Genomic DNA, 20,537 nt, shown 5'->3' on the forward strand with positions numbered 1-20,537 from the left:
CCCGCCGTCCCCGGACCCGCCGCCGTCCCCGCCCCGGCCGAGCCGGAGCGCTGGGAGGAGACCACCAGCTGGGACGCCGTCCGCGAGCCGGCACCGGAGCCGACGCCGGCCCCGGCCGCCTCGCTGTGGGAGGCGCCGCCGGCCGCGGACCGGCCCCGGCACCACCGGCGGGCCCCCGAGGAGGAGGTCGTCGTGGTCCCGGCCGAACCCGAGCACGAGCCGGACGTCTACGAGACCGCAGGCCACCAGCGGCTCACCGAGATCCTCGCCGAGTCCGGCTCGACCGCCGGCGGGTCCCGCCGGCGCCGTCGCTACCGCGAGGACGACGACAGCACCGACGACGACGTCCTCGCCCGGGTGCTCGACGGCCGCTGAGCTGCCTCAGATGGGGCCCTGGGAGAGCGCGCCGCCGTCCAGCACCAGGGTCTGGCCGGTGACCCAGCCGGCGGCGTCGGAGAGCAGGTAGGCCCCGGCCTCGCCGATGTCCTCGGGGACGCCGAGCCGGCCGATCGGGTACTGCCGGGACACCTCGTCCTCGCGGCCGTCGAACAGGGCCTCGGCGAACCGGGTCTTCACCACGGCCGGGGCGACGGCGTTCACCCGGATCCGCTGCGGGCCCAGCTCCACGGCCAGCTGGGTGGTCAGGTTGACCAGCGCGGCCTTGCTGACCCCGTAGGCGGCGATGCCCTGGCTGGACTTCAGCCCGGCCACCGAGGCCACGATGAGCACCGAGCCGCCGTGCTCGCCCAGCCACGCCCGGTGGGCCTCCTGCACCAGCCCCAGGGTGCCGACGACGTTGGTGTCCAGGATCTTCCGGAAGGCGTCCAGCGGGGCGTCCATGAGCGGGCCGTAGACCGGGTTGATGCCGACGTTGCCGACCAGGTGGTCCAGGCTGCCGAACGTCGAGACGGCGGTCGCGACGGCCTCGGCGCGGTGCTCGGGGTCTCCGGCGTTCCCGGCGACGGCGACCGCCACCTCCGGCCCGCCCAGGGACTCGACGGCCTCGGCGAGGGCGTCGGCCTTGCGGGCGGTCAGCACGACGCGTGCACCCCGCTCGACCAGGGACCGGGCGATCGCCAGTCCGATGCCGCGGCTGCCGCCCGTGACCAGGGCCGTGCGTCCGGTGAAGTCAGTGGCGCTCACAGTGCTCCTCGGGTGGGGGGCCGGCAGCGTCGCCGACCTGCGTCTGGACCCTAGCCAGCTCCCCGGGTGAGTCAGCACACAGCCCGCAGGCGTTGCCGAGGCCGTCCACGGGTAACACACTCGCCGACGACACGACACCTGCGTGACACACCCTGGTCGCAGCAGGTGCCCGGTCGCCGCACCACAGCACCGTCCAGCACCGCACCCAGCACCACCCCGCGGACCCTCGACGACGAGGGACCGCACGCCGATGAGTCCGGTACCCGCGAGGGACTGGAACGAGAGGTGCACGCCATGGCTGCTCGCCGTCCCCGCCGCGCTGCGTCCGCAGCCGGCCTCCCGCCCGTCTCGCAGGCCCCCGCCCGACTCCGCGTGGGCGTCGTCGGTGCCGGTCGGGTCGGCGCCGTGCTGGGCGCCGCGCTCGCCGCTGCCGGCCACGACGTGGTCGCCGCCGCGGGCCTGTCCGCCGCCTCCGCCGAACGGGCCGCCCGCCTCCTGCCCGGCGTCCCCCTGCTGCCCACCGACGAGGTGGTGGCCGCCAGCGACCTGGTCGTCCTGGCCGTGCCCGACGACACCCTGCCCGGCCTGGTGGCCGGCCTCGCCGAGACCGGTGTCTGGCGCCGCGGCCAGCTGGCCTTCCACACCTCCGGCGCGCACGGCCTGGCCGTGCTGGCCCCCGCCGAGCAGGCCGGGGTGCTGAGCCTGGCGCTGCACCCGGCCATGACGTTCTCCGGCGGCGCGGAGGACCTGGACCGGCTCGTGGGCACCCCGTTCGGCGTCACCAGCCGCCCCGAGCACCGGGCGGTCGCCGAGACCCTGGTGCTGGAGGCCGGCGGCGAGCCGTTCTGGGTCGCCGAGGCCGACCGCACGCTCTACCACGCGGCCCTGGTCACCGGGGCCAACCACCTGGTCACCCTGGTCGCCGAGGCCGCCGACCTGCTGCGCACCGCCGGCGTCGAGGACCCCGCCCGGGTGCTGGGCCCGCTGCTGAGCGCCGCGCTGGACAACGGACTGCGCCGCGGGGACGCCGGGCTCACCGGCCCGGTCAGCCGCGGCGACGTCGGCACCGTCGCGGGGCACCTGGCCGCGCTGGCCGACCGGGCGCCCGACGCCGTCGGTGCCTACGTCGCGATGGCCCGCCGCACCACCGAGCGGGCCCGGGCCGCCGGGCGGCTCAAGGCGCACGAGGCCGCCCCGCTCACCGAGCTGCTGGACGCCACCGAGGTGTCCCGGTGACCGGCCGCGGGACCGGTGTCGCCGTCGCCGAGACCGCGGCCGACCTGCGCAAGCTGGTCGCCGACCTGCCCGGTCCGGTCGTCCTGGTGCCGACCATGGGCGCGCTGCACGAGGGTCACCGCACGCTGGTCCGGCACGCCCGCACGCTGGGCGGCAGCGTCGTGGTCTCGGTCTTCGTCAACCCCACCCAGTTCGGGCCCGGCGAGGACTTCGACCGCTACCCCCGCACCTGGGACGCCGACCTCGCCGCCCTGGCCGAGGAGGGCGCCGACGTCGTGTTCCACCCCGGCGTCGGGGACGTGTACCCCGACGGCGCGCTGGGGGTGACCGTGCACCCGGGCCCGCTGGGCGACGTCCTGGAGGGCGCCGTCCGTCCCGGCCACTTCGCCGGCGTGCTCACCGTCGTGGCCACGCTCTTCGGCCTGGTGCGCCCGGACGTCGCGGTGTTCGGCGAGAAGGACTACCAGCAGCTGACGCTCATCCGCGCGATGGCCCGCGAGCTGGCGCTCGGCGTCCAGGTCGTGGGCGCGCCCACCGTCCGTGAGGACGACGGGATGGCGCTGTCCTCCCGCAACCGGTTCCTCACCCCGGACCAGCGCGCCACCGCCGCAGCGCTCTCGGCCGCGCTGCGGGCCGGGGCCGCCGCCGGTCGGGAGGGCCCGGACGCCGTGCTGGCCGCCGCGCACGCCGTCCTGGCGGAGGAGCCCTCCCTGGTGCTGGACTACCTCGAGCTCACCGACCCCGACCTCGGCCCGGCGCCCACGGTCGGCCCGGCCCGACTGCTGGTCGCCGCGCGCGCCGGCAGCACCCGACTGATCGACAACACCCCTCTCGCCCTGGAGGCCGCACGGTGATGCGCACGATGCTCAAGTCCAAGATCCACCGCGCCACGGTGACCCAGGCCGACCTGCACTACGTCGGCTCGGTCACCGTCGACGAGGACCTGATGGACGCCGCCGACCTGCTGGCCGGCGAGCAGGTGGCGATCGTCGACGTCACCAACGGGGCCCGGCTGGAGACCTACGTGATCCCCGGTCGGCGCGGTTCCGGCGTGCTGGGCATCAACGGCGCCGCCGCGCACCTGGTGCACCCCGGTGACCTGGTCATCCTGATCAGCTACGGGCTGATGGACTCCGCGGACGCCAAGGCGTACCTGCCCACCGTCGTGCACGTCGACGCCGACAACCGGGTCGTCGACCTGGGCAGCGACCCCGCCACCCCGCCCCCCGGCGTCGCCGGCAACGACCTCGTCCGCGGGGACGACGTCACCCAGACCCTCCAGCGGTGACGCTGTCCGCGGCAGCTCCCGTCGCCTCCGGTCCGGCCATCCCGACGGGCCTGCCGCTGCGGCTGGCCGCTCCGCAGCCGGGCTGGGAGCTGACCGCGGACGTCTGCGTCGTCGGGTCCGGCGTCGCCGGGCTGTGCGTCGCGCTGCACGCCCGCGCCGCCGGGCTGTCGGTCGCCGTCGTCACCAAGGTCGAGGTGGACGACGGTTCCACCCGGTGGGCGCAGGGTGGGATCGCCGCCGTGCTGGCCGACACCGACTCCCCGGCCGCGCACGCCGCGGACACCGAGACCGCCGGCGTCGGGCTGTGCGAGCCGGCGGCCGTGCAGGCCCTGGTCACCGAGGGCCCGGACCGGCTGCGCCAGCTGATCAGCTGGGGCGCCGCCTTCGACCGGGGCGCCGACGGCCACCTGCTGCTCACCCGCGAGGGCGGGCACCACGCCGACCGGATCGTGCACGCCGGCGGGGACGCGACCGGGGCCGAGGTGCAGCGCGCGCTGCACGCGGCGGTCACCGCCGACCCGGGCATCACCCTCGTCGAGCACGCCATGGTGCTGGACCTGGTCACCGACGGCGCCGGCCGCGCCGCCGGGGTGACCCTGCACGTGCTGGGCGAGGGCACCGCGGACGGCGTGGGCGCCGTCCGGTCCCGCGCGGTGGTGCTGGCCACCGGTGGGATGGGCCAGGTCTACGCCGCGACGACGAACCCCAGCGTCTCCACCGGGGACGGCGTGGCCCTGGGCCTGCGGGCCGGTGCGGTGGCCACCGACCTGGAGTTCGTCCAGTTCCACCCCACCGCGCTCTACCTGGGCCCGGACTCCCGCGGCCAGCAGCCGCTGGTCAGCGAGGCCCTGCGCGGGGAGGGTGCGCTGCTGCGCGACGCCGCGGGGGAGCGGTTCATGGTCGGCGTGCACCCGCTGGCCGAGCTGGCCCCGCGCGACGTGGTCGCCAAGGCGATCACCCGGGTGCAGCTGCGCGACGGCACCGACCACGTGTTCCTCGACGCCCGGCACGTCGCGGGCCTGGCCGAGCGGTTCCCCACGATCGTCGCGCGCTGCCGTGAGGCCGGCATCGACCCGGTCACCGAGCTCGTCCCGGTCACCCCGGCCGCGCATTACGCCTCCGGCGGCCTGGCCACCGACCTCACCGGCCGCACGACGGTCCCGGGCCTCTACGCGTGCGGTGAGGTCGCCTGCACCGGCGTGCACGGGGCGAACCGGCTGGCCTCGAACTCACTGCTGGAGGGCCTGGTGTTCGCCGGCCGCATCGGTGCCGCACTGGCCGCCGAGCTGCCCGTGCCCGAGGCGGTGCCCGAGCAGGTCGCGCACCGGGACGGACTGCTGGACCCGGCCGCCCGCACCCCGCTCACCGCCACCATGTCCGCCCGGGTCGGCGCGCTGCGCAGCGGCGCCGGGCTGACCGCCGCCGCCGGCGAGCTCGCCGCGCTGGCCGGCCTGCTCGGCGAGGCCGAACCCGGCGTCCCCGGGTGGGAGGCCACCGACCTGCTCACCGTCGCCACCGCGCTCACCGCCGCCGCCGGCGCCCGCGAGGAGACCCGCGGCTGCCACTGGCGTGAGGACCACCCCGACGCCGAAGACGCCTGGGCGGTGCACCTGGACGTGCGGCTGACCCGCGACGGCGCCCTGCAGCTGACCCCCCGCCCCGTCGGCACGCCCCCCGAGGTGACCTGGTGACCGTCCCCGCGACCCGACCCGACCCGCGCGACCTCACCGGCACCGGCCTGGACGAGGCCTGGGTCACCGAACTCGTCGAGCGCACGCTGGCCGAGGACCTCACCGGCGGCACGCCCCTGCCGCACGCCCCCGACCAGGCCGTCGCCCACGACGTCACCAGTGCCGCGACCGTGCCGGCCACCCAGCGCGGGACCGCCGACCTGGTCGCCCGCGCCGACGGCGTCGTCGCCGGGCTGCCGGTCGCCGCACGGGTGTTCGGCCGGTTGTCGCCGTCCGCGACGATCGTCGCCGGGGCCGCCGACGGCGACCGGGTGCGCCGCGGCGACGTGCTGCTCACCGTCTCCGGGCACGTGCGCGCCCTGCTGGCCGCCGAGCGGTCCGCGTTGAACATCGCCAGCCGGGCCTCGGGCATCGCCACCGCCACCCGCGCCTGGGTGGACGCCGTGGCCGGCACCGGGGCCGTCGTGCTCGACACCCGCAAGACCACCCCGGGACTGCGCGCGCTGGAGAAGTACGCGGTCCGCTGCGGCGGGGGCTCGAACAAGCGGATGGGCCTCTACGACGTCGCCATGGTCAAGGACAACCACGTCGCCGCCGCGGGCTCCGTGGCCGCCGCCGTGGCCGCCGTCCGGGAGCGGGCACCGCGGGTGACCGTCCAGGTCGAGGCCGACACCGTCGCCCAGGCCGTCGAGGCCGTCGAGGCCGGCGCGGACTTCCTGCTGCTGGACAACATGTCCCCCGACGTCCTGCGCGAGGCCGTCGCCGCCGTCGCCGGGCGCGCCGAGACCGAGGCCACCGGCGGGCTCACCCTCGCCGTGGCCCGCGAGGTCGCCGAGACCGGCGTGGACTACCTGTCCGTCGGCGCGCTCACCCACAGCTCGCCGATCCTGGACCTCGCCCTGGACCTGCGGACGCACTGATGCTGCTCACCGTCGACGTCGGCAACAGCCACACCGTCCTGGCCGTCTTCGACGGCGACACGGTGGCCGGCTGCTGGCGGGTCCGCACCCAGCCGCGGGCCACCGCCGACGAGGTCCAGCTGCTGTGGCGCGGGCTGCTGCGCGACACCGACGTCACCGGCGTCGCCGCCTGCTCCACGGTGCCCCAGCTGCTGCCCACCCTGCGCCAGCTCACCGACCGGCTCGACGTCCCCGTCACCCTCATCGGGCCCGGGGTGCGCACCGGCGTCCCACTGCACGTGGACAACCCCCGCGAGGTCGGCGCCGACCGGGTGGTCACCGCGCTGGCCGCGCACGAGTTCTACGGCCGTCGACCCGACGGCACCGGCCGACCGGTCGTCGTCGTGGACTTCGGCACCTCCACCACCGTGGACGCCGTCGGCCCGACGGGTGCCTTCCTCGGCGGCGCCATCGCCCCCGGCGTCGAGGTCTCCCTGGACGCGCTGGCCTCGCGGGCCGCCCAGCTGCGCTCGGTCGAGCTGACCGTGCCCGCGCAGGCCATCGGCAAGAACACCGTCGCAGCGCTGCAGTCCGGCGTGGTGCTCGGGTTCGCCGGCCTGGTCGACGGGCTCGTCACCCGGATCGCCGGGGAGCTGGTCGCCTCCTACGGCGCCGCGCCGCTCGTCGTCGCCACCGGGGGGCTGCACCCGCTGGTGGTCGACAGCTGTCGCTCCATCGGCGAGCGCGAGCCCGACCTCACCGTGCACGGGCTCCGGCTGGCGCACGAGCGCCACCAGTGGGGCGTGCGCTGAGCCCCCGCCGTCTCGGTCCGTAGGCTCACCCGGGTGACCGTGGAACCACCTGAAGCGCCCGACGACGAGCTCCCCGAGCAGCTGCGCGTCCGCCGCGCGAAGCTGGACCGGTTGCGCGAGTCCGGCATCGACCCCTACCCGGTCAGCGTGGCCCGCACGACCTCGCTGGCCGCGGTCCGCGAGGCCAACCCGGACCTGGACGCCGACGTCATGACCGGCACGCAGGTCGGCGTCACCGGGCGGGTCATCTTCAGCCGCAACACCGGCAAGCTGTGCTTCGCCACGCTGCGCGAGGGCGGCACCGAGCTGCAGGTCATGCTCTCCCGCGACCGGGTGGGCGAGGAGTCCCTGGCCGCCTGGAAGTCCGACGTCGACCTCGGTGACCACGTGCTGGTCACCGGTGAGGTGGGCACCTCCCGCCGCGGCGAGCTCTCGGTCTTCGCCGACAGCTGGCAGCTGGCCTCCAAGGCGCTGCGCCCGCTCCCGGTCGCGCACAAGCCGATGAGCGAGGAGCTGCGGGTCCGCCGTCGCTACGTCGACCTCATCGTCCGCGAGGAGGCCCAGCGGGTGGTGCACCAGCGCGCCGCGGTGAACGCCGCCGTGCGCGCCGGGCTGACCGCCCGCGGCTACCTCGAGGTCGAGACGCCGATGCTGCAGGTCGTGCACGGCGGGGCTGCCGCGCGCCCGTTCCGCACGCACATGAACGCCTTCGACCTGGACCTGTACCTGCGGATCGCGCCCGAGCTCTTCCTCAAGCGCTGCATCGTCGGCGGCCTGGACCGGGTCTTCGAGATCAACCGGAACTTCCGCAACGAGGGTGCCGACAGCTCGCACTCCCCGGAGTTCGCGATGCTGGAGTTCTACGAGGCGCACGCGGACTACCAGGACATGGCGACGACGACGCGCGAGCTCGTGCAGGACGCCTGTGCGGCGTTGTTCGGCGACCACACCGCGCGGCACCACGACGGCACCGAGGTGGACCTGTCCGGCGTCTGGCCGCAGGTGTCGCTGTACGGCGTCACCTCCGAGGCGGTGGGGGAGGAGATCACCCCGCAGACGCCGGTGGAGACCCTCCGGGCGATCGCCGAGCGGCACGAGGTCGGCGTCGACCCGGCCTGGGGTGCGGGCAAGCTGGTCGAGGAGCTCTTCGAGGCCCTCGTCCAGGACAGCCTGCAGGCCCCGACGTTCGTCGTGGACTACCCCACCGAGACCTCGCCGCTGACGCGGGCGCACCGCTCGGTGGAGGGCGTCGCGGAGAAGTGGGACCTCTACATCGGCGGCATCGAGCGCGGCACCGGGTACTCCGAGCTCGTGGACCCCGTGGTGCAGCGCGAGCGCTTCACCGCCCAGGCGCTGCTGGCCGCCGCCGGCGACCCCGAGGCCATGGTGCTCGACGAGGACTTCCTCGAGGCCCTGGAGTACGGGATGCCCCCCACCGGTGGTGTGGGAATGGGGATGGACCGTTTGATGATGACGCTCACGGGTCTCGGAATCCGGGAGACGATCCTGTTCCCACTCGTGCGCCCGATCACTTCTTAGCCCATTCTGCCCCCATGGGGTCGGCCTTTCTCGGGAATGGGCCGGCGGATTGGCTCGGAACGCGTACGCCGTGGTGCAATGAATTCGTCGCCGAGAATGGCGACGAGCTCCACGGCCGCACGGGGGCCAGCTACAGGAATGGGAAACGAGATGGCTCGCAAGGTCCAGGTGATCCTCAGTGACGACCTCGACGACGACACCCCCGCCGATGAGACGGTGACGTTCTCACTCGACGGGACGACGTACGAGATCGACCTCTCCGAGAAGAACGCCGGCGAGATGCGGGACGTCTTCGCGAAGTACGTCGACGCCGCCCGCAAGGTGAGCAGCCGTGGCACCCGCGCCTCCGGTGCCGGCCGTTCCAAGGCCACCGGTGGCGGCGGCGGGGGTCGGATGGACCGCGAGCAGGCCGGCGCCATCCGCGACTGGGCCCGCAAGAACGGCCACGAGGTCAGTGACCGCGGGCGCATCCCCGGCACCGTCGTGGACGCCTACGAAGCAGCGCACTGAAGGAGGACCCCCCCGCCCCCGGCCCGCGCCCCGCGCGGACCGGGACCGGGCGAGGGGGTCCTCCCGGCACGTGGCGTGCCCGGTCCCCGGTGGGGGCCGGGCCGTCGTGCTGAGCGGGGTCTGTTCGCTCTGGGCGTGACGGCGGCGGAACACCGCCCCGGCACCGGCAGTTGTGCAGGGCAGGAACGGGTAGGACGGGCTGTGCACGAGCGCGGCCACCCCCGCATCCGGGACTACAGTGGAACGACCGGTGCCCGTTCATCGGAGACAGTCGCCGACGACGTCGGTCAGCACGACCCCGCGAGGGGAGCAGCACCGCACGTCCGAGCCGGTCAGAGGGGAAGCAGCAGATGTTCGAACGGTTCACCGACCGAGCCCGTCGGGTGGTCGTCCTGGCACAGGAAGAAGCCAGGATGCTCAACCACAACTACATCGGCACCGAGCACATCCTCCTGGGCCTGATCCACGAGGGTGAGGGCGTCGCCGCCAAGGCGCTGGAGTCCCTGGGCATCTCGCTCGAGGGCGTCCGGCAGCAGGTCGAGGAGATCATCGGGCAGGGCCAGCAGGCCCCCTCCGGGCACATCCCCTTCACCCCGCGCGCCAAGAAGGTCCTCGAGCTGTCGCTGCGCGAGGCGCTGCAGCTGGGCCACAACTACATCGGCACCGAGCACATCCTGCTGGGCCTCATCCGCGAGGGCGAGGGCGTCGCCGCCCAGGTCCTGGTGAAGCTGGGCGCCGACCTCAACCGGGTCCGCCAGCAGGTGATCCAGCTGCTCTCGGGGTACCAGGGCAAGGAGCCGGCCGCTGCCGGCGGCCCCGCCGAGGGCACCCCGTCGACCTCGCTGGTCCTCGACCAGTTCGGCCGCAACCTGACCCAGGCCGCCCGCGACGGCAAGCTGGACCCGGTCATCGGCCGGGCCAAGGAGATCGAGCGGGTCATGCAGGTCCTCTCGCGTCGCACCAAGAACAACCCGGTGCTGATCGGCGAGCCCGGCGTCGGCAAGACCGCCGCCGTCGAGGGCCTCGCGCAGGCCATCGTCAAGGGCGAGGTGCCCGAGACGCTGAAGGACAAGCAGCTCTACACCCTCGACCTGGGTGCGCTCGTCGCCGGTTCCCGCTACCGCGGTGACTTCGAGGAGCGGCTCAAGAAGGTCCTCAAGGAGATCCGCACCCGCGGGGACATCATCCTGTTCATCGACGAGATCCACACCCTCGTCGGGGCCGGTGCCGCCGAGGGCGCGATCGACGCGGCCAGCATCCTCAAGCCGATGCTCGCCCGCGGTGAGCTGCAGACCATCGGTGCAACCACGCTGGACGAGTACCGCAAGCACCTGGAGAAGGACGCCGCCCTCGAGCGCCGCTTCCAGCCCATCCAGGTGAGCGAGCCGACGCTGGCGCACACCATCGAGATCCTCAAGGGCCTGCGGGACCGCTACGAGGCGCACCACCGGATCAGCATCACTGACAGCGCGCTCGTCGCGGCTGCCACGCTGGCCGACCGGTACATCTCCGACCGCTTCCTGCCCGACAAGGCGATCGACCTGATCGACGAGGCCGGCGCGCGCATGCGCATCAAGCGGATGACCGCCCCGCCGGACCTGCGCGAGTTCGACGACCGGATCTCGGCCATCCGCCGGGAGAAGGAGTCCGCGATCGACGCGCAGGACTTCGAGAAGGCAGCCAACCTCCGCGACAAGGAGAAGCAGCTGCTGGGCGAGAAGGCCGAGCGCGAGAAGCAGTGGAAGGCCGGCGACATGGACGTCGTCGCCGAGGTCGACGACGAGCAGATCGCCGAGGTCCTGGCGAACTGGACGGGCATCCCGGTCTTCAAGCTGACCGAGGAGGAGACCACTCGTCTGCTCAAGATGGAGGACGAGCTCCACAAGCGGATCATCGGCCAGGAAGAGGCCATCAAGAGCGTCAGCCAGGCCATCCGGCGCACGCGTGCGGGCCTCAAGGACCCGCGCCGTCCCGGCGGTTCCTTCATCTTCGCCGGCCCCTCGGGTGTCGGTAAGACGGAGCTGGCCAAGACGCTGGCGAACTTCCTCTTCGGCGACGACGACGCGCTCATCCAGATCGACATGAGCGAGTACCACGACCGTTTCACGGTCTCTCGTCTCGTCGGTGCCCCTCCCGGCTACGTCGGTTACGACGAGGGTGGCCAGCTGACCGAGAAGGTGCGGCGCAAGCCGTTCTCGGTGGTCCTCTTCGACGAGATCGAGAAGGCGCACGCCGATGTCTTCAACACGCTGCTGCAGGTGCTGGAGGACGGTCGTCTCACCGACGGTCAGGGCCGGATCGTGGACTTCAAGAACACGATCCTGATCCTCACCACGAACCTGGGTACCCGCGACATCTCCAAGGCCGTGGGTCTGGGCTTCCAGGTGGGCAACGACGACCAGAGCAACTACGAGCGGATGAAGCTCAAGGTCAACGAAGAGCTGAAGACGCACTTCCGGCCCGAGTTCCTCAACCGCATCGACGACATCGTCGTGTTCCACCAGCTCACCGAGAGCGAGATCGTGCACATCGTCGATCTCATGCTCACCCGGGTCGAGGGCCAGCTGTCCAACAAGGACATGGCACTGGAGGTCACCCCGGCGGCCAAGAAGCTGCTCGGTGCCCGCGGCTTCGACCCCGTGCTCGGTGCGCGCCCGCTGCGTCGCACCATCCAGCGCGAGATCGAGGACGCCCTCAGCGAGAAGATCCTCTACGGCGAGCTGGCCCCCGGCCAGATCATCGTGGTGGACGTGGAGGAGAACGCCGACCCCACCAAGTCGACGTTCACCTTCCGCGGCGAGGCCAAGCCGATCGACCTCCCCGACACCCCGCCGGTCTCCCTCGCGGGCGCCGACGGCGACGACGAGGGGCCGGTGGCCGCGGCCGAGTGACCGCAGCCTGATCGACCCGCACCACCGGCGAGGGCCGTCACCCGCACCAGCGGGTGGCGGCCCTCGCCGCGTGCGGCCGCCCTCAGGAGGGCAGGGCGAACCGGTCGTCCTCGGTCTGCACGACCAGGCCGTCGACCAGCAGGGAGTCCAGGCACCGGGAGCGCTGCACGGCGTCGGTCCACACGGCGTCGAGCTCGGCCGCCTCCACCGGGTGGTCGGCCCCGCGCAGCACGTCCAGCAGCCGTCCACGCACCTGACGGTCCGTGCCGGCGAAGCCCTGCACCCGGCGCGGGGGTCCCTCGTGGGCCGGGGAGCCGGCCAGCCGCCAGGCGCAGACGGTGCGCACCGGGCACGCCGCACAGCGCGGCGTGCGGGCCACGCACACCAGCGCCCCCAGCTCCATCACCGCCACCGAGAACCGGACCGCGCGGTCGTGGTCCGCCGGGGCCAGTGCGGCGATGTCGGTCAGGTCCGACGAGCGCGCCGGCAAGGCCTCGGCGCGGCCGTGCACCAGCCGGGCGACCACGCGCCGGACGTTGGTGTCCACCACCGGCTGGCGCTGCCCGTAGCCGAAGCAGGTCACCGCACGTGCGGTGTAGGTTGCGATGCCGGGCAGCGACTCCAGCACCGCCACGTCGTCGGGCACCACGTTGTGGTGGTCGGTGGCGATCGCCGCGGCCGCGGCCTGCAGCCGCAGGGCACGACGGGGGTAACCCAGCTTCCCCCAGGCCCGGATCACGTCCCCGGGGGACGCCGCCGCCAGGTCGGCGGGTGTCGGCCAGCGCGCCAGCCAGGCCCGCCAGGCCGGCTCGACCCGGGCGACCGGGGTCTGCTGCAGCATCACCTCGCTGACCAGCACAGCCCATGCGTCCACGCCCGGCTGCCGCCACGGCAGGTCCCGGGCCGCGGTGGCGTACCAGTCGACCACCAGGTCCCCGGCCGGGGCGTCGACGGGGTCGGTCGTGGGGGAGGGGCTCACGGGCAGCCAGTCTCCCAGCCTCCGGTGTCCGGTGGCGTCGGCCCCAGGGGGCCCCAGGGGGTCGCAGGGAGTCTCAGCCGCCGTAGGGCGCGGTCGCTGCGACCTCGTGCACCGTGATGGTCGGCTCGCCGGTCAGCAGCGCCGGGAGGGCGCCGAGCAGCTCGGCGAGCTCGGGGGTGCCCATGTGCCGGTCCAGGTCCTCCCTGGAGTCCCAGGTCTCCACCGAGACGAAGGAGTTGGGGTCCTCCAGGTCGGTGTGGAAGGCGTAACCGGTGTTGCCCTGCTCCTGGCGGGAGGCACGGGCTGCGGCCACCAGGTGGCCGACCAGGGTGTCGCGCGTGTCGGGGCGGGACTGGGCCCGGGCGATGACGAGGATCATGGCCGCACGGTCGCACGTGACCGGCGACACCACCAGTGCGTGGATCCCGACCGCCGCACCGTCGTGCAGACAGCAGGGTCCCGGCGAGCCGCTCGGGCCCGGCCCGGTCCGCGGGTTAACGTCACCGACGTGCTGCACCCGGTCGGCGAGCTCCCCGCCGTCGTCTACTGGCGACGACGTGCGTTGCTCATCGGGCTCCTGCTCGCCGTCGTCGTGGGCGGTGGCTGGGTCGGGGTGTCCGCGGTCGCCGGCGGTGGTGGGACGACCCCGGTCGCGGCCGGGCCGAGCAGCTCGGACGAGCCCGTCGCGGCCCCCTCCCTGGAGCAGGTCGTGCCCTCGCTGGCCGCGGTCGAGACCCCCACCACGCCGTCGGAGACCCCTGAGCCCACGCCCGAGGCCGTACCCGCCCCCGCACCCACCCCTGACGCCCCGGTGTTCACCGAGGGCCAGGCCTGCAGCGATGCCATGGTCGCGGTGACGGTGGTGCCGGAGCCCGCGCAGGCGCCCGTGGGCAGCAAGCCGACCTTCACCCTCGTGGTCACCAACACCTCACCGGTGTCGTGCACCCGCACCCTGGACGCCGGCCTGCGCGAGGTCGTCCTCGTCGACGGCGCCGGCACCCGGCTATGGGGCAGCAACGACTGCTTCCCGGAGACCAGCAGCGACACCCGCACCCTGGCGGCGGGTCAGGCGGTGTCCTTCCCGGTCCTGTGGGGCGGGCTGACCAGCAACCCCGGTTGCACGGCCGCACGGGTCAACCCCGCCGCCGGGAGCTACCAGGTGCAGGGTCGGGTCGACACCGCGGTCGGCGCCCCCACGCCCTTCACCCTGGTCTGACCGGCCCACGGGCCGGGCCCGGTCAGCTGTAGCGGTCGAGGATCGAGGTCTCGGCGAGGCGGGAGAGCCCCTCGCGGATGCCGCGGGCGCGGGCCTCGCCGACGCCCTCGACGGAGAGCAGGTCCTCGATGGTGGCGGCCAGCAGCTTCTGCAGGCCGCCGAAGTGGGTGACCAGCCGGTCGATGATGCCGGCGGGCAGCCGCGGCACCCGGGCCAGCAGCCGGTAGCCCCGAGGGCTGACCGGGGAGTCCAGCGCGTCCGGGGACGTCGGCAGGCCGTAGCAGCGGGCCACCGCCGACAGGTCAAGCAGCTCGGTGGCAGTCAGGGCGCGCAGGTCGATGAGGACCTCCTCGCCCTCAGGGGTGCGCCGACCGTCGGTGGGCAGGTAGTCGCGGACCAGCAGGCCGCGGTCCTCCTCGACACCGGCGAGCATCTCGTCCAGCTGCAGGGCCAGCAGCCGACCGTCGGTGCCGAGCTCGATGACGAAGCCCTCGATCTCGTCGGCGATGCGGCGGACCATCTCCAGGCGCTGGCTGACGCTCATCGCGTCGCGCACCGTCACCAGGTCCTCGATCTCCAGCGCGGACAGCGTGCTGGCGACCTCGTCCAGGCGGAGCTTGTAGCGCTCCAGGGCGGCGAGGGCCTGGTTCGCCCGGGCCAGGATCGTCGTCGGGTGCTCCAGCGTGTACCGCCGGCCCGCCACGTAGACGGAGATGATGTGCATCGACTGGCTGACCGACAGGACCGGGAACCCGGTCTGCAGGGCGACCCGCTCGGCGGTGCGGTGCCGGGTGCCCGACTCCTCGGTGGGGATGGTCGGGTCGGGCATCAGGTGCACGCCGGCCCGGACGATCCGGGTGCCGTCGTAGGAGACGATCACCGCGCCGTCCATCTTGGCCAGCTCGCGCAGCCGGGTGGCCGACAGCGCCACGTCCAGGGCGAAACCACCGGTGCACAGCGACTCGACCACCCGGTCCGAGCCGAGCACGACCAGGGCCCCGGTGCGACCGGCCAGGATCCGCTCGAGGCCGTCCCGCAGTGCGGTGCCCGGGGCGATCCGGCCCAGGAGCTCGCGCAGCGCGAGATCCGGGTCCACAGCGGGGTGCACGGTCGCTCCTTGCTCTCGGTGGTGCGTCGGCTGAGTCTAGGTGACGCCTGCGGGACGGGCGCCGCGTCGGTCCCGGTGGGGGCGGGGCTGGGGCCCCGGCCGGGCGTCGGAGCGGTTCCTCAGAAGAGCCGGCCGAAGAGCGCGCCCAGGTCGGGCACCTCGACCAGCCGCATCCCGGGGGGCGCCTGGCCGGCGTCCGGCGGGACCAGGGCCACGGTGTAGCCCTGCCGGGCGGCCTCGGCCAGCCGCCGGCCGGTGCCACCGACCCGGCGGATCTCCCCGGACAGCCCGACCTCGCCCAGGGCCACGATGCCGTTGGGCAGCGGGCGGTCCTTGGCGGCGGAGGCGATGGCGAGGGCCAGGGCCATGTCGGCGGCGGGCTCGGCGATCTTCACCCCGCCGACCGAGGCGGCGAACACGTCGGCGTCGGCCAGCCGGACCCCGCCCCGCCGCTCGACCACGGCGTTGATCATCGCCACCCGCTGGGGGTCCAGGCCGCTGACCGCCCGCCGGGGCGACCCGCCCCCCGACGGCGCGACGAGGGACTGCACCTCGGCCAGCAGCGGTCGGCTGCCCTCCATCGTCACGGTGACGCTGCTGCCGGCCACCGGGGCGGACCGCTTGGAGACGAACAGGTGGGAGGGGTCGGGGACCCCGACGACACCGGCGTCGCCGATCTCGAAGCAGCCGATCTCGTCGGCCGGGCCGAACCGGTTCTTGGTCGCCCGGACCATCCGGAGCGTCGAGTGCCGCTCGCCGTCGAAGCTGATCACCACGTCCACCAGGTGCTCCAGGGCCCGCGGCCCGGCGATGGCGCCGTCCTTGGTGACGTGCCCGACCAGGATCACCGTCATCCCGCGTGCCTTGGCGATGCCGGTCAGCGCGGAGGCGACCGCGCGCACCTGGGTGGCGCCGCCGTCGGTGCCGTCGACGGCGGGGGAGCGGACGGTCTGCACCGAGTCCAGCACCAGCAGCGTGGGGTTGACGTCCTCCACGTGGGAGAGGACCGCCGACAGCTCGGTCTCCGCCGCGAGGTACAGGTCGTCGTGCAGGGCGCCGATCCGTTCGGCCCGCAGCCGCACCTGGGCGGCGGACTCCTCGCCGGAGACCACCAGCGTCGGGCCGTTGCCGGCCGCGACGCGGTGGGCGACCTCGAGCAGCAGGGTGGACTTGCCCACCCCGGGCTCACCGGCCACCAGCAGCACCGCACCGGGCACCAGACCACCGCCGAGCACCCGGTCGAACTCGTCGATCCCGGTGGGCACCGCCCGGGCGCCGGCCAGCTCGACCTGTGCGATGGGGCGGGCCCGGCTGGTCACCGGGCCGGCGGACACCGCTCGCAAGCCGGAGGTGGCGACCCCGCCGACCTCGGACAGCGTGCCCCAGGCCTGGCACTCCGGGCAGCGCCCGACCCACTTGGCCGAGGCGAAACCGCACTCGGTGCACCGGTGGGCGGGGCGGGACTTCACGGTCGTCGGCGGCACGGGGACATCGTGCCCCCGGGGTACGACAGAACCGGTGGAGGGAGGGTTACTCCTCGCCGCCGTGGAAGTCGAAGCCCTCGCCGCGGGGCAGGTCCAGCGACGGGGTGCCGATGAGCACCGGCAGGGTGACCTCACCGGCGTCCTGGAAGGTCATCGTGACCTCGAGCGACTGGCCGGGGGTGAGCTCCTCGGTCAGCCCGACCAGGGTGACGGTGGGCCCGCCCTCGCCGACGTAGACGTTCTGCCCGGCCGGGACGGTGATCTCGGTGGGCGCCTCCTCCTCGGAGGTGGGGTCGACGATCTCGACGGACTCGAAGCCCTCGCCGGAGATGTCGGTGAGCACGTCGTCGGCGGTGCCGGAGTTGGCGATCGCGACGAGCAGCCGGGCGTCGCCGCCGGACTCGTACAGGCCCGACTGCGGGTAGGCGGTGCTCGCCGTCCGCAGGTGGATGTCACCCACGTTGGCCTGCCCACCGCGGATGTCGCGGTCCTGGGTGGCCGTCTGGGCGACCTGGCCGGCGCTGCACGCCGAGAGGACCGCGGGGGACAGCACGAGCACACCGGTCGTTACGGCGCGCAGGACGCGGTTCACGGCGGGGGACCTCCAGGGGCTCACGGCAGCCGGACGTCGGCGGCTCGAGTCGCGTCAAGACTATCGGTCTGCCCACGATGCGCGCGGGGAGGTGAGGCGTGTGGCCGAGCACGTGCAGGACAGCAGGACCGACGCCGTGGACGACCCGGCGACGGCGGACTTCCCGGAGCGGGCGCCGGGGACCCGGCGGTGGCTGTTCGCCGACCAGCTGGGACCCCACTTCCTGGACGACCCGCACCAGCCGGTGCTCCTGGTGGAGTCCCGGGCGGTGTTCCGGCGTCGGCGGTTCCACCGGCAGAAGGCGCACCTGGTGCTGTCGGCGCTGCGGCACCGGGCCGCCGAGCTCGGCGACCAGGCGGTCTTCCTGCAGACCGACACCTACGCGCAGGCCCTGGACCAGGTCGAGGGCCCGCTGTCGGTCTGTGCGCCGACGACCTGGGGCGGGCGCGACTTCGTGCTGGGCCGCGACGACGTCCAGGTGCTGGCCGCGCGCGGCTTCGTCACCACCCAGGCCGACTTCGTGCGCTGGGCCGGTGGCCGGTCCAACGGCCGCCGGGGCCGGTCGCTGCTGATGGAGGACTTCTACCGCGACGCCCGCCGCCGTCACGACGTCCTGATGGACGGCGCCGAGCCGGTCGGCGGCCGCTGGAACCTCGACGCCGACAACCGCGAGCCCCCGCCCGCCGACGGCCGGTCGCCGGCGCCGGCGCCGTGGATCCCGGTGGAGGACGAGATCGACGAGCAGGTCCGCGCCGACCTGGACCGCTGGGAGGCCGACGGCGACGTCTCCTTCGTCGGGGACGACGGCCCGCGGCTGTTCCCGGTCACCCGCCGGGAGACGCTCCACCGGCTGCGGGACTTCCTGGACCACCGGCTCTGGGTCTTCGGCCCGCACGAGGACGCGATGCTGGCGGAGGAGCCGTGGCTGGCGCACTCGCTGCTGTCCGCGCCGATGAACCTGGGCCTGGTGGACCCGCTGGAGGTCGTGCACCGCGCCGAGGCCGCCTACCGGGCGCCGGGTGCCGGTCTGCCGCTGAACTCCGTCGAGGGCTTCGTCCGCCAGGTGATGGGCTGGCGGGACTACGTGTGGCACCTCTACTGGTTCCTGGGCCGGGACTACCGGCACGGCAACGCGCTGTCCGCGCACCAGCCGGTGCCGGACTGGCTGGCCGAGCTGGACACCACCGACGTCGACGCCGCGTGCCTGTCCGGCGTCCTCACCGACCTGCGGCGGCGCGGCTGGGTGCACCACATCCCGCGGTTGATGGTGCTGGGCAACTACGCCCTGCAGCGCGGCATCGACCCGCTGGCGATGACCGACTGGTTCCACCGGCTCTTCGTGGACGGCTACGACTGGGTGATGGTGCCCAACGTCGTGGGGATGAGCCAGCACGCCGACGGCGGGGTGATGGCCACCAAGCCCTACGCCTCGGGCGGGGCCTACATCGACCGGATGAGCGACTACTGCGGCGGCTGTCGGTACGACCCCAAGAAGCGGCTGGGGGAGGACGCCTGCCCGTTCACCGCGGGCTACTGGGGGTTCCTGGACCGGGTGCGGCCGGCGCTGGCGGGCAACCAGCGGATGGCCCGTCCGCTGGCCGGACTGGACCGGCTCAAGGGCCGCGAGGAGGTCGTGGACCAGGAGCGCCGGCGGGGCACCGACCCGTTCTAGCGCAGGCTGCCGCCCCCGACGAGGAGCAGCACCACGTCGACCACGGTCAGCAGCATGACCGCGGGGAAGGCGAGCCGGCGGAACCGCTCGGTCCCGGCGAGACCGGACACGGCCAGCGCCGGGACGGCGACGACCAGCGCCAGCCAGCCGACGACGCCGGGCGGGCCGGCGGGGCCGAGCACCAGCACCAGAGAGGCGCCGCCGAGCAGGGCCGCGGCGACCAGGGCCGAGACGGTGGCGCCGAGCCGGTGCGGCAGGCCGCGGACGCCGGTGGCGGCGTCGTCCTCCAGGTCGGGGGCCACGTTGGCCAGGTGGGCCGCGCCACCCAGCGCGGCCCCGGCGGCCACCAGCCACCAGGGTGCGGCCGGGGTGCCGGGGGCGGCGGCCACGACGCCCGCGGGCAGCAGCCCGAAGGCGACCAGGTAGGGCACCAGGGAGGCGGCGGTGCGCTTGAGCCCGGCGTTGTAGGCCCAGCCGCCGGCGACCACGCCCAGCAGGAGCAGTCCCGGTGCGGCGCCCAGGGCCAGGGAGAGCACCGCCGCGAGGACGACGGCCGCCAGCGCGGCCGCACGCAACCGCACCGGGGTGACCAGGCCCTGCACGGTGGGCTTGTCGGCCCGGGCGACGGCGGCGTCGCGCTCGGCGTCCAGCCAGTCGTTGCTCCAGCCGATCGAGGCCTGCCCGGCGAGGACGGCGGCGGTCACCAGGACGGTGCGGCCGGGTCCCACGCCGGCCGTGACGGCCAGCAGCGCGGCCACCGTGGTGACCGCCACGGTGGGCCCCAGGTGGGTCGCCAGCGCCATCGCGACGGCCACCCGGACCGCTCCCGGACGGGACTGCTCACCCTGCGCCTGCACACCCACCACCCCCTGTCAACCCCGGTCTGACCTGCGACAAGCCTCTGACCTGCACGTTTGGCAGGACCAACCAGTCCGCCCCTACCCGTCCCGTGGTATTCTGGGGTCAGCGAAAGGGGTCACACACACATGGGCTTCACTGTCGGCGAGACCGTCGTCTACCCGCACCACGGCGCAGCGCTCATCGAGGCGATCGAGCAGCGCACCGTGAAGGGGGTCGAGAAGGCCTACCTCGTGCTCAAGGTCGCCCAGGGCGACCTCACCGTACGAGTCCCGGCGGACAACGCCGAGATCGTGGGCGTCCGTGACGTCGTGGGACAGGAGGGCCTGGACAAGGTCTTCGAGGTCCTGCGCGCTCCGCACACCGAGGAACCGACCAACTGGTCGCGTCGCTACAAGGCCAACCTCGAGAAGCTGGCCTCCGGCGACGTGAACAAGGTGGCCGAGGTCGTCCGCGACCTGTGGCGCCGCGACAAGGACCGCGGTCTGTCCGCCGGGGAGAAGCGCATGCTCTCCAAGGCCCGTCAGATCCTGGTCAGCGAGCTCGCGCTCGCCGAGGGCACCAACGAGGACAAGGCCGAGATCCTGCTCGACGAGGTCCTCGCCAGCTGATCCACCGC

The 20,537-nt window shown here is 74.1% G+C and carries 20 protein-coding genes; 13 read left to right on the forward strand and 7 right to left on the reverse strand.

All coding sequences use genetic code 11. The features are described from left to right. The coding region (locus AC0IVP_RS17020) for a hypothetical protein (protein WP_471758070.1) at positions 1-375 on the forward strand (375 nt) is incomplete at its 5' end. A gap of 6 nt (positions 376-381) precedes the next feature. On the opposite strand, the gene AC0IVP_RS17025 is transcribed toward AC0IVP_RS17020, so the two are convergent. After that, complete coding sequence (locus tag AC0IVP_RS17025; RefSeq protein WP_056293556.1) at positions 382-1,143, reverse strand: SDR family oxidoreductase; 762 nt, start codon at positions 1,141-1,143, stop codon at positions 382-384. A 294-nt stretch (positions 1,144-1,437) separates the two neighbouring features. Between AC0IVP_RS17025 and AC0IVP_RS17030 the strand changes: the two genes are divergently transcribed. The 9 genes from AC0IVP_RS17030 to AC0IVP_RS17070 all read left to right on the forward strand — a co-directional run bounded on the left by AC0IVP_RS17030 (position 1,438) and on the right by AC0IVP_RS17070 (position 12,009). Then, on the forward strand, positions 1,438-2,379 hold the full coding sequence (locus tag AC0IVP_RS17030; protein WP_471758072.1) for a Rossmann-like and DUF2520 domain-containing protein: 942 nt from the start codon (positions 1,438-1,440) through the stop codon (positions 2,377-2,379). Further along, positions 2,376-3,233 carry a pantoate--beta-alanine ligase gene (panC, locus tag AC0IVP_RS17035; protein WP_471758074.1) on the forward strand — a complete coding sequence of 286 codons (858 nt, stop codon included), beginning with the start codon at positions 2,376-2,378 and terminating at the stop codon, positions 3,231-3,233. The genes AC0IVP_RS17030 and panC overlap by 4 nt, the downstream gene beginning before the upstream one ends. Then, entirely contained in the window at positions 3,233-3,667 is a 435-nt protein-coding gene (gene panD, locus AC0IVP_RS17040) for an aspartate 1-decarboxylase (RefSeq protein WP_471758076.1), read from the forward strand. Before panC ends, panD begins: the two co-directional genes overlap by 1 nt. After that, positions 3,664-5,358, forward strand: a complete 1,695-nt coding sequence (locus AC0IVP_RS17045; protein WP_235564703.1) for an L-aspartate oxidase — start codon at positions 3,664-3,666, stop codon at positions 5,356-5,358. Before panD ends, AC0IVP_RS17045 begins: the two co-directional genes overlap by 4 nt. After that, a complete protein-coding gene (nadC, locus tag AC0IVP_RS17050; protein ID WP_056293544.1) occupies positions 5,355-6,278 on the forward strand; it encodes a carboxylating nicotinate-nucleotide diphosphorylase in 924 nt (307 codons plus the stop codon). Before AC0IVP_RS17045 ends, nadC begins: the two co-directional genes overlap by 4 nt. Next, positions 6,278-7,069 (forward strand): type III pantothenate kinase, encoded by a 792-nt coding sequence (locus AC0IVP_RS17055; protein ID WP_471758078.1) that lies wholly within the window; start codon positions 6,278-6,280, stop codon positions 7,067-7,069. The genes nadC and AC0IVP_RS17055 overlap by 1 nt, the downstream gene beginning before the upstream one ends. Positions 7,070-7,108: 39 nt before the next feature. Further along, positions 7,109-8,608: a lysine--tRNA ligase gene (gene lysS / locus AC0IVP_RS17060; protein ID WP_235564702.1), complete on the forward strand. Its 1,500-nt coding sequence runs from the start codon at positions 7,109-7,111 to the stop codon at positions 8,606-8,608. 150 nt (positions 8,609-8,758) lie between these two features. Beyond that, entirely contained in the window at positions 8,759-9,118 is a 360-nt protein-coding gene (locus AC0IVP_RS17065; RefSeq protein WP_056294825.1) for a histone-like nucleoid-structuring protein Lsr2, read from the forward strand. Between the two features lie 350 nt (positions 9,119-9,468). Then, entirely contained in the window at positions 9,469-12,009 is a 2,541-nt protein-coding gene (locus AC0IVP_RS17070) for an ATP-dependent Clp protease ATP-binding subunit (protein WP_056293535.1), read from the forward strand. Between the two features lie 82 nt (positions 12,010-12,091). Here the strand turns inward: AC0IVP_RS17070 and AC0IVP_RS17075 are convergent, their stop codons facing one another. Both AC0IVP_RS17075 and AC0IVP_RS17080 read right to left on the reverse strand, forming a co-directional pair. After that, a complete protein-coding gene (locus AC0IVP_RS17075) occupies positions 12,092-12,988 on the reverse strand; it encodes an HhH-GPD family protein (protein ID WP_471758080.1) in 897 nt (298 codons plus the stop codon). A 73-nt stretch (positions 12,989-13,061) separates the two neighbouring features. Beyond that, a complete protein-coding gene (locus AC0IVP_RS17080; protein ID WP_471758082.1) occupies positions 13,062-13,367 on the reverse strand; it encodes a putative quinol monooxygenase in 306 nt (101 codons plus the stop codon). A 129-nt stretch (positions 13,368-13,496) separates the two neighbouring features. Between AC0IVP_RS17080 and AC0IVP_RS17085 the strand changes: the two genes are divergently transcribed. Then, on the forward strand, positions 13,497-14,204 hold the full coding sequence (locus tag AC0IVP_RS17085) for a MucR family transcriptional regulator (RefSeq protein ID WP_471758084.1): 708 nt from the start codon (positions 13,497-13,499) through the stop codon (positions 14,202-14,204). A gap of 22 nt (positions 14,205-14,226) precedes the next feature. Here AC0IVP_RS17085 and disA read toward each other — a convergent pair whose 3' ends face one another. The 3 genes from disA to AC0IVP_RS17100 all read right to left on the reverse strand — a co-directional run bounded on the left by disA (position 14,227) and on the right by AC0IVP_RS17100 (position 17,388). After that, on the reverse strand, positions 14,227-15,312 hold the full coding sequence (disA, locus tag AC0IVP_RS17090) for a DNA integrity scanning diadenylate cyclase DisA (RefSeq protein WP_056293523.1): 1,086 nt from the start codon (positions 15,310-15,312) through the stop codon (positions 14,227-14,229). A 119-nt stretch (positions 15,313-15,431) separates the two neighbouring features. After that, on the reverse strand, positions 15,432-16,796 hold the full coding sequence (radA, locus tag AC0IVP_RS17095) for a DNA repair protein RadA (protein ID WP_471758086.1): 1,365 nt from the start codon (positions 16,794-16,796) through the stop codon (positions 15,432-15,434). Positions 16,797-16,842: 46 nt separating this feature from the next. Beyond that, positions 16,843-17,388: a copper chaperone PCu(A)C gene (locus AC0IVP_RS17100; protein ID WP_056293520.1), complete on the reverse strand. Its 546-nt coding sequence runs from the start codon at positions 17,386-17,388 to the stop codon at positions 16,843-16,845. 100 nt (positions 17,389-17,488) lie between these two features. Between AC0IVP_RS17100 and AC0IVP_RS17105 the strand changes: the two genes are divergently transcribed. Continuing rightward, positions 17,489-19,060 (forward strand): cryptochrome/photolyase family protein, encoded by a 1,572-nt coding sequence (locus AC0IVP_RS17105; protein WP_471758089.1) that lies wholly within the window; start codon positions 17,489-17,491, stop codon positions 19,058-19,060. Here the strand turns inward: AC0IVP_RS17105 and AC0IVP_RS17110 are convergent. Continuing rightward, complete coding sequence (locus AC0IVP_RS17110; RefSeq protein ID WP_471758091.1) at positions 19,057-19,917, reverse strand: UbiA family prenyltransferase; 861 nt, start codon at positions 19,915-19,917, stop codon at positions 19,057-19,059. The two genes, AC0IVP_RS17105 and AC0IVP_RS17110, sit on opposite strands and share 4 nt — an antisense overlap. Before the next feature lie 129 nt (positions 19,918-20,046). Between AC0IVP_RS17110 and AC0IVP_RS17115 the strand changes: the two genes are divergently transcribed. Then, positions 20,047-20,529, forward strand: coding sequence for a CarD family transcriptional regulator (locus tag AC0IVP_RS17115; protein WP_029337651.1), 483 nt, complete (start codon positions 20,047-20,049; stop codon positions 20,527-20,529). The last annotated feature ends 8 nt before the right edge of the window (positions 20,530-20,537 follow it).

This window comes from Klenkia sp. AC732, from assembly GCF_979256525.1.

What these genes read in the sequence shown, in the direction of transcription:
- AC0IVP_RS17030 (WP_471758072.1), top strand. Translation starts at nt 1,438, where the DNA reads ATGGCTGCTCGCCGTCCCCGCCGCGCTGCGTCCGCAGCCGGCCTCCCG.
- panD (WP_471758076.1), top strand. Translation starts at nt 3,233, where the DNA reads ATGCGCACGATGCTCAAGTCCAAGATCCACCGCGCCACGGTGACCCAG.
- AC0IVP_RS17055 (WP_471758078.1), top strand. Translation starts at nt 6,278, where the DNA reads ATGCTGCTCACCGTCGACGTCGGCAACAGCCACACCGTCCTGGCCGTC.
- AC0IVP_RS17065 (WP_056294825.1), top strand. Translation starts at nt 8,759, where the DNA reads ATGGCTCGCAAGGTCCAGGTGATCCTCAGTGACGACCTCGACGACGAC.
- AC0IVP_RS17070 (WP_056293535.1), top strand. Translation starts at nt 9,469, where the DNA reads ATGTTCGAACGGTTCACCGACCGAGCCCGTCGGGTGGTCGTCCTGGCA.
- AC0IVP_RS17080 (WP_471758082.1), bottom strand. Translation starts at nt 13,367, where the DNA reads ATGATCCTCGTCATCGCCCGGGCCCAGTCCCGCCCCGACACGCGCGAC.
- AC0IVP_RS17115 (WP_029337651.1), top strand. Translation starts at nt 20,047, where the DNA reads ATGGGCTTCACTGTCGGCGAGACCGTCGTCTACCCGCACCACGGCGCA.